Source organism: Corallococcus sp. BB11-1 (assembly GCF_026626625.1).
Classification (GTDB): domain Bacteria; phylum Myxococcota; class Myxococcia; order Myxococcales; family Myxococcaceae; genus Corallococcus; species Corallococcus soli.
This window is the reverse complement of the sequence record NZ_JAPNJY010000001.1, coordinates 688,862-703,823: the sequence shown is the minus strand read 5'-3', so window position 1 is coordinate 703,823 and position 14,962 is coordinate 688,862. Positions and strand designations below refer to the sequence as shown.

General features: G+C 70.9%; 12 protein-coding genes. 9 read left to right on the top strand and 3 right to left on the bottom strand.

What is annotated here, in order from left to right; all coding sequences use genetic code 11:
* Nucleotides 1-20: 20 nt before the first annotated feature.
* The 5 genes from OV207_RS03005 to OV207_RS02985 are packed head-to-tail and all read left to right on the top strand — an operon-like array spanning nucleotide 21 to nucleotide 5,092.
* On the top strand, nucleotides 21-1,355 hold the full coding sequence (locus OV207_RS03005; RefSeq protein WP_193346279.1) for an inositol-3-phosphate synthase: 1,335 nt from the start codon (nucleotides 21-23) through the stop codon (nucleotides 1,353-1,355).
* A gap of 10 nt (nucleotides 1,356-1,365) precedes the next feature.
* Entirely contained in the window at nucleotides 1,366-2,271 is a 906-nt protein-coding gene (locus OV207_RS03000) for a phosphatase PAP2 family protein (RefSeq protein ID WP_227026701.1), read from the top strand.
* Nucleotides 2,264-3,508 carry a GtrA family protein gene (locus OV207_RS02995; RefSeq protein ID WP_193346277.1) on the top strand — a complete coding sequence of 415 codons (1,245 nt, stop codon included), beginning with the start codon at nucleotides 2,264-2,266 and terminating at the stop codon, nucleotides 3,506-3,508. The genes OV207_RS03000 and OV207_RS02995 overlap by 8 nt, the downstream gene beginning before the upstream one ends.
* Nucleotides 3,498-4,493, top strand: a complete 996-nt coding sequence (locus OV207_RS02990; protein WP_267552410.1) for a hypothetical protein — start codon at nucleotides 3,498-3,500, stop codon at nucleotides 4,491-4,493. Before OV207_RS02995 ends, OV207_RS02990 begins: the two co-directional genes overlap by 11 nt.
* Before the next feature lie 17 nt (nucleotides 4,494-4,510).
* Nucleotides 4,511-5,092, top strand: a complete 582-nt coding sequence (locus tag OV207_RS02985) for a protein-tyrosine phosphatase family protein (protein ID WP_267552408.1) — start codon at nucleotides 4,511-4,513, stop codon at nucleotides 5,090-5,092.
* Between the two features lie 9 nt (nucleotides 5,093-5,101).
* Here OV207_RS02985 and OV207_RS02980 read toward each other — a convergent pair whose 3' ends face one another.
* Nucleotides 5,102-5,728, bottom strand: coding sequence for a hypothetical protein (locus OV207_RS02980; protein WP_267552406.1), 627 nt, complete (start codon nucleotides 5,726-5,728; stop codon nucleotides 5,102-5,104).
* Between the two features lie 127 nt (nucleotides 5,729-5,855).
* A complete protein-coding gene (locus OV207_RS02975; protein WP_267552404.1) occupies nucleotides 5,856-8,354 on the bottom strand; it encodes an efflux RND transporter permease subunit in 2,499 nt (832 codons plus the stop codon).
* 444 nt (nucleotides 8,355-8,798) lie between these two features.
* Here OV207_RS02975 and OV207_RS02970 point away from each other — a divergent pair, with 444 nt between their 5' ends.
* From OV207_RS02970 to OV207_RS02960, 3 genes are all read left to right on the top strand, one after another.
* Nucleotides 8,799-11,285 (top strand): efflux RND transporter permease subunit, encoded by a 2,487-nt coding sequence (locus OV207_RS02970; protein WP_267552403.1) that lies wholly within the window; start codon nucleotides 8,799-8,801, stop codon nucleotides 11,283-11,285.
* 47 nt (nucleotides 11,286-11,332) lie between these two features.
* A complete protein-coding gene (locus tag OV207_RS02965; RefSeq protein ID WP_267552401.1) occupies nucleotides 11,333-12,067 on the top strand; it encodes a hypothetical protein in 735 nt (244 codons plus the stop codon).
* A gap of 232 nt (nucleotides 12,068-12,299) precedes the next feature.
* Nucleotides 12,300-12,878 carry a hypothetical protein gene (locus tag OV207_RS02960; protein WP_267552399.1) on the top strand — a complete coding sequence of 193 codons (579 nt, stop codon included), beginning with the start codon at nucleotides 12,300-12,302 and terminating at the stop codon, nucleotides 12,876-12,878.
* A gap of 177 nt (nucleotides 12,879-13,055) precedes the next feature.
* On the opposite strand, the gene OV207_RS02955 is transcribed toward OV207_RS02960, so the two are convergent.
* Nucleotides 13,056-13,274 (bottom strand): hypothetical protein, encoded by a 219-nt coding sequence (locus OV207_RS02955; RefSeq protein ID WP_193346269.1) that lies wholly within the window; start codon nucleotides 13,272-13,274, stop codon nucleotides 13,056-13,058.
* Nucleotides 13,275-13,557: 283 nt separating this feature from the next.
* On the opposite strand from OV207_RS02955, the gene OV207_RS02950 reads away from it, so the two are divergent.
* Nucleotides 13,558-14,829 carry a hypothetical protein gene (locus OV207_RS02950; protein ID WP_267552398.1) on the top strand — a complete coding sequence of 424 codons (1,272 nt, stop codon included), beginning with the start codon at nucleotides 13,558-13,560 and terminating at the stop codon, nucleotides 14,827-14,829.
* Nucleotides 14,830-14,962 lie beyond the last annotated feature (133 nt).

Genomic DNA, 14,962 nt, shown 5'->3' with positions numbered 1-14,962 from the left:
CTTTTGAAGGAATCAGGACGATGGAGAACAAGAACAAGGTCGCGAAGCCGGAGGGCAAGCTGGCGGTGCTCATCCCTGGGCTCGGCGCGGTGTCCACCACCCTGATGGCGGGTGTGGAGCTGGCGCGGCAGGGCAAGGGCGCCCCCATTGGCTCGCTCACGCAGATGGGCACGGCCCGTCTGGGCAAGCGCACCGACGGCCGCACGGTGAAGCTCAAGGAGCTGGTGCCCCTGGCCACCCTGGAAGACGTCGTCTTCGGCGCCTGGGACATCATCAAGGAGGACGCCTACCAGGTGGCGCAGCGCTCCGGCGTGCTGAGCGACAAGCACATGGAGCAGGTGAAGCCCTTCCTCCAGGGCATCAAGCCCAAGCCGGGCGTGCATGACGCGGAGTTCGTGCGCCGCATCGCGGCCGACCACGTCAAGGCCACGAAGACGCACCGCGAGAGCATCGAAGCCATCCGCCAGGACATCCGCGACTTCAAGAAGGAGCTCAACGCCAAGCGCGCCGTGATGGTGGTGTGCAGCAGCGTGGAGACCTTCCGCCCCCTGCCGGAGGCGTTCCAGACGCTGGCGAACTTCGAGAAGGCGCTGGACGCCAACAGCACCGACGTGAACCCCACGGCGCTGTACACCTACGCGGCCATCAAGGAAGGCGTGCCGTTCGCCAACGCCACCCCCAACGCGAGCGTGGACACGCCCGCGCTGCAGGAGCTGGCGAAGCTGGAGGGCATCCCGGTCGCCGGCCGTGACCTCAAGAGCGGCCAGACGATGATGAAGACCGTCATCGCGCCGGCGCTCAAGGCGCGCATGCTGGGCCTGGAGGGGTGGTTCTCCACCAACATCCTGGGCAACCGCGACGGCGAGGTGCTGGATGATCCCCAGGCCTTCAAGGCCAAGGAGGTCACCAAGTCGAGCGTGCTCGACACCATCCTGCAGCCGGACCTGTACCCGGAGCTGTACAACAAGTACTCGCACAAGGTGTCGATCCACTACTACCCGCCCCGCGGCGACGCGAAGGAGGGTTGGGACAACATCGACATCACCGGGTGGCTGGGCTACCCGATGCAGATCAAGATCAACTTCCTGTGCCGCGACTCCATCCTGGCGGCGCCGCTGGTCCTGGACATCGCGCTGTTCCTGGACCTGGCCAAGCGGCTGGAGTGGCGGGGCATCCAGGAGTGGATGTCCTTCTACTTCAAGAGCCCCATGGCCCACCCGGGCCTGCCGGTGGAGCATGACCTGTTCATCCAGCTGACCAAGCTGAAGAACACGCTGCGCGTCGTCGCGGGCGAAGAGCCCATCACCCACCTCGGGCTTGATTACTACGGGGATGACCTCCCGCTCGCCCGCTAAGAACCCCGCCATGTTCAAGTGGCTCGTCACCCTCATGGCGACGGGCCACTTCGCACTGGTGGTCATCACCGGTCGGGTCCGGTGGGAACACGTCGCGGCGGCGCTGCTGCTGGTGGTGCTGGCGTGGGCCGGCCCCGGCCCGCGGCGGTTCCTCCGGGGCGCGTTCCCGCTGTGGCTCACCGGCATGCTCCTGGACAGCCAGGGGCTGTGGCTGGGCGTGCGCGGCACCATCCACACCGGCGACCTGTGGGAGCTGGAGCGGTCGCTGTTCCCCGCCCCGGACGGGATGATCTGGCCCGAGTGGTGGTCGCACCACCCCAACACGCCGTTGGACCTGCTGTGCGGCTTCGCCTACGCGGCCTACCTCTACGAGGTCTTCCTCGTGGCGCTCTGGTTCTTCTTCAAGAAGGACGACCACCGCTTCGAAGCGCTCTGCTGGGCCTTCCTGGTGGTGAACGCCATTGGCGTCGTCATCTACCTCGTCTACCCGGCGGCCCCGCCCTGGTACGTGCTCCAGTACGGCCCCGGCCCGGCGAACCTGGCGGCGCTGCCCAGCCCCGCGGGCACGGCGCGCTTCGACGCCTTCTTCGGCATCCAGTACTTCGCCAACTTCTACTCGCGAAACCCCAACGTCTTCGGGGCCATGCCGTCGCTGCACGCGGCCTACCCGCTGATGATGGTCCTGGTCCTCTGGTACAAGGGCATCGCGTGGCGCGTGGGCACCAGCCTGTTCGCGCTGCTCGTCGCCTTCTCCGCCGTCTACCTCACGCACCACTACATCCTCGACGTGCTGGCGGGCTGCGTCGCCGCGGTCGTGGCCTACGTCGTCGTGAGGGCCGTATTCGCTCGTCGGAACAGCGGGACGCTGGAAGCGGCGTCCGTGTCCCTGCCGTCTGGAGGAAACACCCGTGCATGACACCGTCCTGGCCTTGCTGAGTGGAGACCTGTCCCCCTCGGCGCGCATCTGGACCGCGCTGGCGCCCGCGCTCTTCGCGATCGCCTACTTCCTGGGCGGGTTGCTGCTCTTCTGCATCCGCTGCGCCATCAAGGGCATCCCCCAGGACGCGGAGACGCTGACGCGCGGCAAGTCGGTGCTGGTGGGCTTCTTCCTGCGCCACTACTTCTTCTGGGTCATCCAGCCCCTGTGGCGCGTGCTGCTGCGCTCGGGGCTGCCGGCCAACGCGCTGTCCATGCTGTCGGGCCTGCTGGGCGTGTCCTCTGGCGTCGCGGTGGCGGCGGGCCGCTTCGCGCTGGGCGGCTGGCTGTTCCTGATGGCGGGCGTGCTGGACGTGATGGACGGCCGGGTGGCGCGCACCCGCAAGGAGGCCAACCCCGCGGGCGCGGCGCTGGACTCCGTGTTGGACCGCTACGTGGACTCCGCGATGCTGATGGGCCTGGCCTGGTACTACCGGGACACCTGGGTGCTCCTGCCCGCGCTGGGGGCGCTGCTGGGCTCGTCGCTGGTGCCGTACGTGCGCGCCAAGGGTGAAGGCCTGGGCGTGAGCGTGCGCGACGGCGCGATGCAGCGGCTGGAGCGCGTGCTGTTCCTGGGCGTGGGCACGGCGCTGTCGCCCATCCTGGAGGCGCTGTTCTGGCCGGCGGAGAAGCACCCCATGCACTGGCTGGCGGTGGTGGGGCTCGTCTTCGTCGCCATCCTGAGCAACGTCACGGCGGTGTCGCGCTTCCGCACGCTGGTGAAGGCGCTGGCGCCCAAGCGCCCCGCGCAGCCGCGCTCCGGCGTGGCGCTGTTCGGCTTCAACGCGGCGGCGGGCGCCATCGCCACGGCGGTGGACTTCGCCGCGGTGCTGGCCATGGTGGAGTGGGCCGGGCTGTCGCCGGTGCTGGCGACGGTGATGGGCTGCGTGCTGGGCGGCGTGGTGAACTACTCCATCAACCGGGTCATCACCTTCCGCAGCCACGGCGCGGTGGCGCCGCAGTTGGCGCGCTACACGCTGGTGAGCGCGACGAGCGCGCTGCTCAACGCGGGCGGCGTGGCGCTGCTCACGCTGCACCCGCAGCTGGCCTACACGCTGGGCTGGTGGCTGGTGCGCGGCGTCATCTACTTCGCCTGGAACCTGCCGCTGCAGCGCGACTACGTGTTCAACGACACGTCGTCGGACGCGCTCCTGGAGCAGCGGCCCCATGCGGCGTGATTCGCGCTCCCGCGTCGGGAGGGCCCTGGGGTTGGGGGCCCTGCTGACGCTGCTGCCGGGGGTGGCGGCGGCCGGTGCGCTGGAGGTGGTGTTCAACTCCAGCGACCGGTACGGCGAGAGCTTCACCTTCGTCGCGGACACGGACGACGGTGTCTACGTGACGGTGAACCTGTCGGTGACGAACATCGGCCCGGGGTCGCGCACGGGCATCTGCCGCGCCACCGTGCTGCGCCCGGGCAAGCCCGTCTGGGCGCCGCAGACCCGGGTGGGCGGCAAGGAGTGGAGCTACGACGCGGCCACGGATGCCCTCAAGGTGGGCACGTGCAGCGCGAAGGTGACGGACACAGGCCTGTCCGTGGTGGCCCCGCTGGACGGGGGCCGGGTGGTGCTGGAGTACGCGAAGAAGCCGGAGCCGTGGTCACCGGACGGCTCCACCATCGAGCTGGGCAAGGACCGCTACCGCCACGAGGTGCTGGTGGGCGCGAGCCCCGTGAAGGTGACGCTCCAGGTGCCCAAGACGGCGGAGGTGTCGCTCACGGGCGGCGGGTACGTGGACCATTCGCGCAGCACGGTGGCGCCGGCGAAGCTCGCGAAGCGCTGGGTGCGCTTCCGCGCGCTCCGGGGCACGCAGCGCGCGGTGGTGCTGGGGCGCGAGGGCCAGGAGGGCGACTACGGGCCCATGTACCTCTGGGAGGACAAGGGCCCGGCGCAGCTGCTGGAGTCGTTCACCCTGACGCAGACGGGTGAGAAGGAGCGCAGCACCTGGCGCGCGGAGTTCACCGACCGCGAGGGTCAGCCGACGCTGACGCTGCGCAGCCGGACGCTGTTGCAGCGCAGCGCGCCCGTGGAGTCGCTGGGCGTGTTGAGCGGGTTGGTGCGGCCGATGGTGGGCTCGCCGGTGACGTACCTGCACCGCGCGGTGATGGAGCGCGCGGGCAAGGCGCCGGTCGAAGGCCTGATGGAAGTCACGCTGGAAGGCGAGTAGCAGGAGGCGAAGGGTCCGTGAGCGAGTCGCTGCTTCGGTCGGTGCATCACGTCCCGGGGGTCCGCGGGTTCGTGCGCAAGCAGGTGCTGCGGGTGGTGGCGCGCGGGGTGGAGTGGACCACCAAGCTGCCCGGCCAGCGCGCCCTCAACGTGTCCCGCGTGAACGAGTGGCTGCACGTGGGCGGCGGCGTGTCCCGCGCGCGCTACGGCGAGCTGAAGGCCCGGGGCATCACGGCGGTCATCGACCTGCGCGCGGAGCGCTGTGACGACCGGCAGGCGCTCGCCGCGCTGGGCATCGAGCTGCTGCACCTGCCGGTGACGGACCGCTTCCCGCCGTCGGTGGAGCAGCTGTCGCAGGGCGTGCGGTGGGCCCTGCCCCGGCTGGACTCGGGCGGCGTGCTGTACGCGCACTGCGAGCACGGCGTGGGCCGGGGGCCGCTGATGGGCCTGGCGGTGATGGTGGCGCGCGGCTGGGATGCGCCGGAGGCGTACCGGGCGGTGCGCCACGCGCGGTGGCAGGCGACGCTCAATGACCGGCAGCTGCGGGGCCTGGCGGACTTCGTGGCCGCGTGGACGGGCGTGCCGGAGCAGGCCGCGTAGGGGCGCGGGCTACTTCCCATCCTCGTACAGGGGCAGGAAGTGTGAGCTCGCGATGGACGCGCCCCAGCAGCACTCGGACTCATCGTCGTCATCGTCCGGGAGCGTCGTGTGGAGCGGCGCGCCCGGCTTCACGTCCTCGAAGAAGAAGAGGTTCTCCTGGAGGATGACGAACGCCCGGTCGCCCTTGCGCGTGCGCAGGGTGAGCTTCGTCAGCTTTGGATCCGACAGGTTCGTGGCGCCCTTGGGGACGAAGACCTCCTGCCGAGGCTTGCCAGGCGGCTCCTGGGGCCGGTCCTTCAGCTCGCAGTGGACCTCCTCCTGCGACCACACGTCGACGTCCTGCACGCGGCATCCGCCATCGCCTGAGAAGCGGAACAGCGCCTTCACGGTCGTGAAGTAGCAGTCCCCCGTGCCGCAGTCCGCGCCGTGCGCATCCAGCGCCACCGACAGGCGCACCCGGCCATCCGGGAGCGCCTCCACCCACCCCAGCCGCGCATAGCGTTGGAACAGGGGAGCGCTGGCGCAGGACACTGCGGCCCTGGGCTTCGGAGGGGGGGCCGGCTTCTTCGGCGCCTCCGCCATCGCGGTCGCACAGCAGAGGGAGAGGAGGACAGCGAGCGGTCGCGTCATGGCCATGACGGCATGCCTTAGCAAATCACGTACCCGCGCCCGTGTGGCCCCGCGCCCGCGCTCCGGCCCGCAATGAAAGAGGCCCCGGCTTCGGCTGCCGGGGCCTCTTCACACCATCAAGTCCCGTGCGGGCTCAGCTCTCCGGCGCGGGCCGCTGCGGGGCTTCGTCCCCCGCCGTCGCGGTGGGCGTCGTGCCGTGCTTGTTGCGCCAGCGGTCCACCAGCAGCAGCAGCGCCGGGAAGCCCACCAGCACGACAACCATGTTCACCGCGAAGCCCAGGTTGGCCAGGTCGCCAATGGAGTTCAGGCCCGGGTGCTTGGCGAACACCAGCGCCAGGAAGCCGATGGCGCTCGTGAGCAGACCGCCCGTGATGGCGCGCCCCGTCTCCGCGTACACCGCGACGAAGTCCGCGCCCCGCTCGCCCAGCCGCTCGATGAGGTGCACGCCCGCGTCCACCGTGGTGCCGATGAGCACTGGGATGACCACGACGTTCAGGTAGTTGAACTGCAACCCCAGGATGGACATCAGGCCCACCAGCGCCGCGATGGACAGGAGCGTGGGCATCATGCAGATGACCGCGTTGCGCAGGCTGCCCAGCGTCATCCACATCGCGAAGAACACGCTGAGCACCGCGGCCACCAGGATGCGCGGGCTCTCCTTGGCCACCATGTCCAGGATGTCCGCCAGGATGAGCGCCTCGCCCGCCGCGGACACCTGGCTGCCATCCGACAGTTGAAGGTTGCGCACCTCCTTCGCGAAGCGCCGCGTGCCCTGACCGTCCGACAGGCTCACGTTCGCGTAGACCAGGACCACGCCGCCCTTCTGGCCGGGCGCGGGCTCGAACTGGCGGCGCAGGCCCACGGGCAGGTCCTCGCGCACGAACGGCTTCGCCTCCGACATCCGCAGCGCGCGCACCAGGCTGGCGCGTGTGTCCTTGGCCACCTTCTCCGGGTCGATGCGCGACAGCTTCTTGTGGATGGACTGGAGCAGCGCCTGCTTCTCCTGCTGCTGCGCGGGCACCAGGTCCTCCAGCGCCCCCACGAAGTCCACGGTGGAGTCCTTGCCGTACTGCTGCTTGCGCGCCTGGAGCTGGCCCACCACCTCCCGCTCCTGGCCCTCCTTGTCCGTCAGCACCACCACCGGCGTCGCCGAGTACCCGAGGATGTGGTCGATGCGGCGGTCCAGCCGCACGCTCGGCAGCGACACGTCATCCAGCTTCGTGGAGTCGTAGTTGAACGTCACCCGGTACGCCTGGCTGATGAGCCCCACCAGCGCCACGCCCAGCACCAGCGCCACCGCGCGGTAGCGGCGGGGCAGGAAGCGCGCCATCACCGCCATGGGCCCCGACTGCGCCTGGTGCATGCGCGGCCTCCAGCCCAGCTTCGACACCAGCCCCAGCAGCGCCGGGAGGATGAGCAGGTAGGAGCTCACGCTCACCAGCATGCCCACCGCCGCGATGATGCCGAATTCGTGGAACGCCCGGAACTCCGACAGCGACAGGCTCAGGAACGTGAGCGCCGCCACCAGCGCGGAGATGAGCGTGGAGAAGCCCGTGTGGCTGAACGCCTCGCGCACCGCCTCCTCCGACGTCATCCCCTCCGAGCGCAGCGTCCCCCAGCGCCCCAAGAGGTGGATGCCGTGCTCCACGCCCAGGCCGCCCAGCACCGCGGCGAGGAAGCCCGTCAGCAGGTTCACCTGCCCGTACGCCACGCCCACGAAGCCGTAGGTCCACATGAGGCCCACGGCCACCGGGACCATGGTGAGCCCCACCGCCAGCGCGCTGCGGAAGTGGAACGCCAGGTAGACCACGAGCAGCACCAGGGCCAGCGACGACGCGCGCGCCAGGTCGCCGGTGATGACGCCCTGCTGGTCGATCTTCTTCTTGAAGGTGCCGGTGATCTCCGTGCGGAAGCCGGGCCCGTACTTGGACAGGTCCTGCTTGGACAGGTAGTCCTCCACCTGCGCGATGACCTTCTTGGAGTAGCCCAGGTCCGCGGAGCTGCCCTTCGCCTTGAGGAGCATCACCACCATGCGCTCCTGCGGATCCAGGTAGTAGGTCTCACCGCCCTGGTCGGACCCCGACAGGCGCTGGTTGGCGCCCCCGGTGTACTTCTTTTCGATGTCGGAGAAGTCCAGCGACGGGGGCGGTGACTCCTCCAGGCGCACGAAGAGCGGGTTGGCCTGCTCCTTCTCCCACGCGAAGCGCGCGTCGATGCGGTCCTGGATGATCCTCAGGTCAGGCAGGTCCACGTAGTAGAGCGCGTGCTCTTCCAGGAACTTGCTGGGCCGCTGCGCGTTGACGAAGCGGATCTCCGACAGGGTGCCCAGCTTGGGCGCCAGGTCGTCCACGAACTGCTTGAGCTGTTCCGGCTCCGAGCCGATGCCGGCCACCACGACGTTGCCCATGCCGCCAAAGCGCGTGCGCAGCTTCTCCAGGTCCTGCACGGACTGGAACGTCCTGGGCAGCAGGTTCACCAGATCCGCGTTGAGCGTCAGGTTCCGGGCGAAGAAGGTGCCCATGCCCGTCAGCAACAGCGCCACCACCAGCGCCACCCAGGGCCGCCGGTGGCCACGGGCCGCCAGGGAGCCCATCGCCGCCTCGAACCGCTCGGACCACCGCTTCTCGCTCATGGATGTGACGTCCTCATCGTGAGCCCGGCCAAACCGGGCCGCTCCCGCGTATATGCCCCGGACCCCGGTGCGTCCAGGCGTCGCCCCGGGGCCTCCCCTGGCCGCGGGGAAGGGTGGGGAAGAGGGCGCCGCTGAAACAAACACGCAGGTATGCAGTCCCGGCGGGCGGGCCGCCAGTGGATCCACGCCCCCGGCGGCGTCCAGGCGTCCGCCGGCCCGCGCCTCTCCCGGTCACCGGCGGCCGGGCGAGCCCGGCCCTCGTGCCTTCGTGCCGGAGGTCCATGGCATGGCCAGTTTTTGCTCGGACACGGGCCCTGCCAGGACGCAGGCGCCCCATGGAGGGGATGCCGCCACGTGACCCACGGCCGGCGGGTGCCGGACTCCAGGCCACGGGCGCCCACGGTGATGCCCAGGGACCCATCTTCGCCAGCCGAGCGGTCGTGGATGCACCGGGTGGAACGCACGCTGGGTGCGCTCGCCGCGCACAACCACCGTCGCCCCGTCGTCGCCCTGCTCTGCGCCCTGCTGCTGTCCGGCGTGGGCCTGCTGTGCGCCCGGAACCTGACCCTCAACGCCAACCTGGCGGACCTGCTGCCGGAGTCCTTCGGGAGCGTGCAGGCCATCAAGACCCAGGAGGAGCGCTTCGGGGCGCTGGGGTGGGTGGTGGTCGTCGGTGAGGACGCGGATCCCGAACAGCTCAAGCGCTTCGCGGAGGACCTGGCGCCCAGGCTGGAGGCCCTGCCGGGCATCCGCTACGTGGAGATCACCCGCCCCAGCCGCTTCTTCAGCGACCATGCGCTCTACTTCCTGTCGCCAGAAGATTTGAAGGAGGTGGAGCGCCGCATCGACGCGCGCCTCACCTGGGAGCGCCAGCACGCCAACCCGCTCTTCGTGTCGCTGGAGGACGACCCGGCCCCCTCGCTGGACTTCTCCGACCTGGAGGAGAAGTACGGCGGGGGCGCGGTGACGCGCCTGTCCAACAACCCGAACGAGTACTACCTGGACCCCGCCGCGCGCCGCGTGGTGGTGCTGGCCAAGCCGGAGACGTCGTCCTCGGACCTGACCTTCTCGCGGAAGATCGTCGACGAGGTGCAGGGCGTGCTGAAGCAGCAGGACCTGTCCAGGTACGGGCCCGACTTCCACACGGAGATCACCGGCACGTTCCAGAAGAAGCTGGACCTCCAGGAGCAGATCACCCGCGACGTGGCGGTGGCGTCGTCGGTGGCCGGGGTGCTGGTGCTGCTGTACCTGTTCCTGCACTTCCGCAGCATGCCCGCGGTGGGGCTGGTGCTGGCGCCGGTGGGTGCGGGCCTCGCGTGGACGTATGGCCTGGTGGGCGTGGCATACGGTCAGGTGAACCTCCTGACGGCGTTCCTGGGCGCCATCCTGGGCGGCCTGGGCGTGGAGCACGGCATCCACCTCTTGGGGCGCTACCTGAACCTGCGCGGCGAGGGGATGGCGTCGGAGGAGGCCACGCGCGAAGCCTTCACCCACACGGGCGGCGCGGCGCTGGTGTCCGCGCTGGTGGCGGCGATCACCTTCTTCGTGCTGGGCACCTCCCGCCTCCAGGCGTTCCGCGAGTTCGGCGTCATCGCGGGCCTGGGCATGCTGGTGCTCATCCTGGCCTACGTGCTGGTGATGCCGGCGGTGCTGGGCCTGGCGGCCCGCCACGGCTGGAAGCCACGCAAGGCCTCCACGGCGACGGTCGAGGCGCCTCTGGGCCGCGTCATCATGCGGCGGCGCGGGGTGCTCACGCTGGTGTCCGCGCTCATCGTCGCGGGGCTGGTCACCCAGATGCCGCGCCTGCGGTTCGACTACAACGTGTCCTCGCTGGAGGATGAGAGCCTGGGCTCGTTCGTCCTGGACCGCGCCGTCAACCAGATCATCGGCTATTCGCAGATGCCCGTGGTGGTGCTGACCGACTCCCGCGAAGAGGAGGCCGTGGTCGTCAAGGAGCTGCAGGAGCGCAAGCAGCGGCTGGGCGCGGACTCCAAGGTGGACTTCGTCGCGTCGCTCGGGAGCCTGGTGCCCCCGGAGCAGGCCCGCAAGCAGGTCATCCTGAAGGATCTGGCGAAGCGGCTGGAGGCCGTGCCCGAAGGACAGCTCACCGCGCCGCAGCGGGAGCGGCTGGCGGAGCTGCGCCGTCAGGTGGCGGCCCCGCCGTTCACCGCGAAGGACCTGCCGCCGGGCGTGCGCCAGCAGTTCGAGGGACGCGGGCAGAACGGCCAGGGCTTCGTGGTGGTGTATCCCTCCGTGGACCAGTCCGACGGGCAGGCCATGCGCAAGCTGGCGAAGGAGGTGCGCGGGGTGAGGCTGCCGGATGGCCAGGCGGCGGTGGTGGCCGGCGAATCGCTGGTGCTCGCGGACATCCTGGACCTGGTGTCACACGAAGCGCCGTACATCCTGCTGGGCACGACGCTCGCGGTGCTGCTGGCGATGTGGATCGCGTTGGGCGGGCTGCGCACCGCGCTCCTGTGCCTGACGCCCACCGTGGTGTCGCTCTTCGCGCTGTTGGGGCTGATGCCGCTCGTGAACGTGGAGTTCAACTACCTGAACATCATGGTCATCCCGGTGCTCATCGGGACGACGGTGGACGCGGGCGTGCACCTCGTCACCCGGCTGGCGTCTCCAGGGAGCGACTTCGTGCGGGTGTACTCGGAGACGGGCAAGGCCATCTGCGGCGGCCTGCTCACGAGCGCGGTGGGCTTTGGCGCGCTGTTCCTCGCGGACCACCCGGGCCTCAACTCGATTGGCACCCTGGCGAACCTGGGCTTCGGCATGAACCTGCTCATCATGCTGGTGACCTTCCCCGCCTTGCTGCTGCTGCTCTCCGAACGCAAGCGGCGCCGCCGTGCGGTTCCGTCCTCCTCGCGGCGTGAGCACCTCGTGGATGGAGGGCAAGGTCCTCACCGGCCCACGCCCGCCAGCTGAAGGCCGAGGCGTCGCCCGCCCGGCCGAGCACGCGGAAGGAGCGGGACATGTCTCGGCGATGGATGTGGATGGGGATGGCGGCCTGCGCGGTGGCGCTCGGCTCCGCCCGCGGTGACACCGAGCCCCCCGTGTTGCTGGCGCAGGTGGACCCCAACTCCGCGGGCGCCATCACCAGCGGACAGCCGAACCCCGGAGCCCCCGCTGGCAGCATGCCCGCCGCGCCAGCCGGGAGCGTCACGGACCCCGTCTCCACGCGCACCTACGGCGACCCGGGGGTCGACATGAGCGGCGGCACCGGAGGCAGCGGCACGGGCGCGGTGCTGCCCCAGCCGTACACCGCGCCGCCGTCCGTCACCGGCGCCCAGCAGGACGGCTTCACCGGCTCCGGCGCGGTGCTGCCTCCCGGCACCTCCGCCCCTGGCACGAGCGGCGCGTTCACCCCCGGCACGGGCAGCATGGCCGCACCCGGCACGGGCGGCGCGCTCCCCCCCGGTACGGGCGGCGCGCTCCCCCCTGGCGCGGGCGGCGGCATGCCCTCTCCCGGCCTGGGCAACACGGTCAGCGGCTCCGGCGCGGTGCTGCCCTCCGACATGGGCAGCGCGACAGCACCGGGGACGGGCAACACGGTCAGCGGCTCCGGCGCGGTGCTGCCTCCCAGCCCGGGCCTCACGCCCGCTCCCGGAGCGGCGGGCACCACGCTGACGCCAGACACCAACACGTCCAGCAACTCCGTGACACCGCCTGGCGGGGGCTCCGTCGTGGACCCGGGCACGGGGCGCTGAAGGCTCCCCTTCCCGCGAAGGTCCCCAGGCAACGTCCGGCGGGCCAGGGGGCGTGCCCTCCAATGCACATTCGCGCGAATGCAACCGCGCAACCCCACCCGTCCCTGCCGTTCCCCGAGCAGGCAGGCGGAGGAGCCACCCCTGCACACACACCCGGGCCTGCTCACTTTCGGTCCAGCAGGCAGTCGGGACCTTTCAAACAAGCAGTCTGACTCCATCCAAGGGGAATCCCATGAAGAGCTTCCTGAAGAAGCAGCTGACGGTGGCGGCGGTGCTGGTGGGTGCGCTGGCGCTCGGCACGGGCTGTAAGTCGGATCAGTCCGCGACGCGCGGCACGGAAACGACGCCCGCCTCCGACTCCAGTATGGGCACGGACTCCACGGGCACCGGCACCACCGGCACCGGCACGGACACGTCGGGCACGGGCACCACCACGCCGCCCAACAGCGGCGGCTCCGGCTACGACACGGGCAGCACGTCGCCCGACTCGCAGACGTCGCCTTCGGACATGGACACCGGCGGCTCCGGCATGACGGATGACTCCACGCTGCCGCCCGCCAGCGACGACAGCCTCGAACCGGGGACCGGCGGCGCGGGCACCAGCGAGGGTGAGCCGGGCGTGCACGACGGCGAGATGACCGAGCCGGGCACGGGCGGCTCCGGCATGACCCCGGACGACAGCGTCATGCCCGAGGACGGCAGCCTGCCCCAGGACTCCACGCTCGACCCGAACGCGCCCAAGGGCAACATGAACACGCCGGTGCCGGACTCGACGGGCACCCTGTCGCCCAACAACGGCACCACCCGCTAAGGCCCTCCACGGCCGCCGTGAAACCCACGGCGGCCCGGGTCGCATCTGGAAGCGCCCGTGACCTCCCAGGTCGCGGGCGCTTCGTGCGTTCCCGCAGGCGGAGGCTTCGCGCAAGCGACAACCCCCGCCGACGCGCGAGGCGTCAGCGGGGGTCCGGAAGACAAAGGCCCGCGAACCTCAGGTCACGCTCACGCCCGGGTACGGGCGCGGGGTGCTCACGGGCTCGATGATGCGGGGGTTGTTGTGTGACACACCCGGGCCGTCGCCAGGGCCACCGTCGGGATTGAGGATGGGAGGCGTGGTGCGCTCGCGCTCCTCCTCCTCCGTCCCCGCCTGGCGCTCCGGCACGGGAGGCAACCCTTCCAATGGAATGTGCAGCACGTCCTTGTCACTCATGATGAACGCCTCCTTTCAATCACTTCAACAGTGGGGCGTGTCCGGGGTTTCCGCATGCCGGCAGGGAGGGGAGCCCCGGCCGGGGCGGACGCTGTCGTTCGCGCGCCTCGCCTGGGCCACCGGGGGCCCTCCCCCCTGGCCCCCCTCCTGCCGCCCCGGCACGGGCCCCGGACGGGAGTGAGGCCCAACGGCGGCGGGCATCCCGGGATGACAGGGAGCCCTGGGGGGCTTATCCAAGGAGGTGCTGGCAGCGGTCCCCACCCGAACCGAAGGCGCACGACGCATGAAGCTGTTGCTGGCAGGCCGACGAGGAGCAACCGACCCGCTCTCCGCCTTCCCGGAGGCCGCCACGCCCTGGCTGGAGCGGGTGTTGGCCTGGGTCCAGCAGGCCGTGGGAGACCTGCTGGAGGAGGGCGCGCGCATCGAGGAGGGCCCCCAGGGTGCCCCCGTGCTGCGCCTGCGCCTGCACCCCGCCGCGGGCGAGGTGTCGCTGCTGGCCGCCACGCAGGAGCGCATCGTCGTGTCCGCGGAGACCAGCGCCGTGGGCCCCGGCTACCACCTCTTCCTGTGCGACCTGCTCAAGTCGCTGGGCGACGCGCACGGCGTCAGCTGGGCCCCGCCCGACGAGGACCTGGGCGTGGGCGACGCGACGGGCTACTTCCACACCGGCGACCCGGCCCCCGTGGAGGGGCACATGCTGGCGTGGCTGCAGCAGTCGGTGGGCCAGGTGGTGCTCATGCGCAGCATGGGCAACTCCGGCTTCGCGCTGTCCATGCGCTTCGGCCACACCTTCCAGCACCCGGGCGCGCTGCTCACGCCCATGGGCCCCCGCGACGAGCGCTGGCTGCGCGCCGTGATGGACGACCCGCGCCAGGGCACGGACGTGTTCCCCTGGTGGAGCCCCGGCCTGGACGCGCGCGTGCGCTTCAACCGCGCCCTGTGCCGGCTGTGGACGGACGTCGTCTGGCGCGCCCCCCTCCTGGACGAGGAGCGCCTGCGCCTGCGCGACGTGGCCCGGCTGCTGGAGCAGGCGTGGCGCGAGGACCCCACGCTCCCCTACCCGTGGCGCGAGTGGCAGGAGGTGCTCGGCTACCTGGGCGTGGGCGGGACGCTGGCCGAGGAGGTCCACCGCCAGGCCCTGGAGTCGCCCGGCACCGGGCCCTCCATCGGCTACCGGCGGGGCTCCGTGCAGGTGGCGCTCCCCGAGGGCTGGGAGATCCGCATCCCCGGCTCCCTGGCGGAGACGCGCCTGGGCGACGGCAGCTGGGTGGCGCGCGACCATCGCCGCACCGTGCGCGTGCTGCCCCTGGAGGATTCCGCGGAGGAGCAGCTGGCGCCCACCAGCCCGGAGCGCCGGGCCCTGGAGCTGGAGCACCACGGGGCCCGCGTCAGCGGACGCGCGTCGCTCCACGTCGGGCCCGGGGAGTGCCGGCTGACGGCCCTGTGCCGCTCCGGCACCCGCCGCGCCCTGTGCGTCGTCAGCTTCGATGATCCCGAGGAGCAGGACTGGGCCCTGGGCACCTGGCGCTCGTTGGACCACGCCGTGGCGGCCTGAAGGGAGGGGTTGTTTCACCCCATACGGCTTGACGAAGCGCCGCCCGGTGGACAGTCGGGAAGCCCCCACGTCTTGCCGCGGCGCGCGGTCGCACCCAGATTCCGTCCGCATTTTCCCACGGAATCGAGTGATA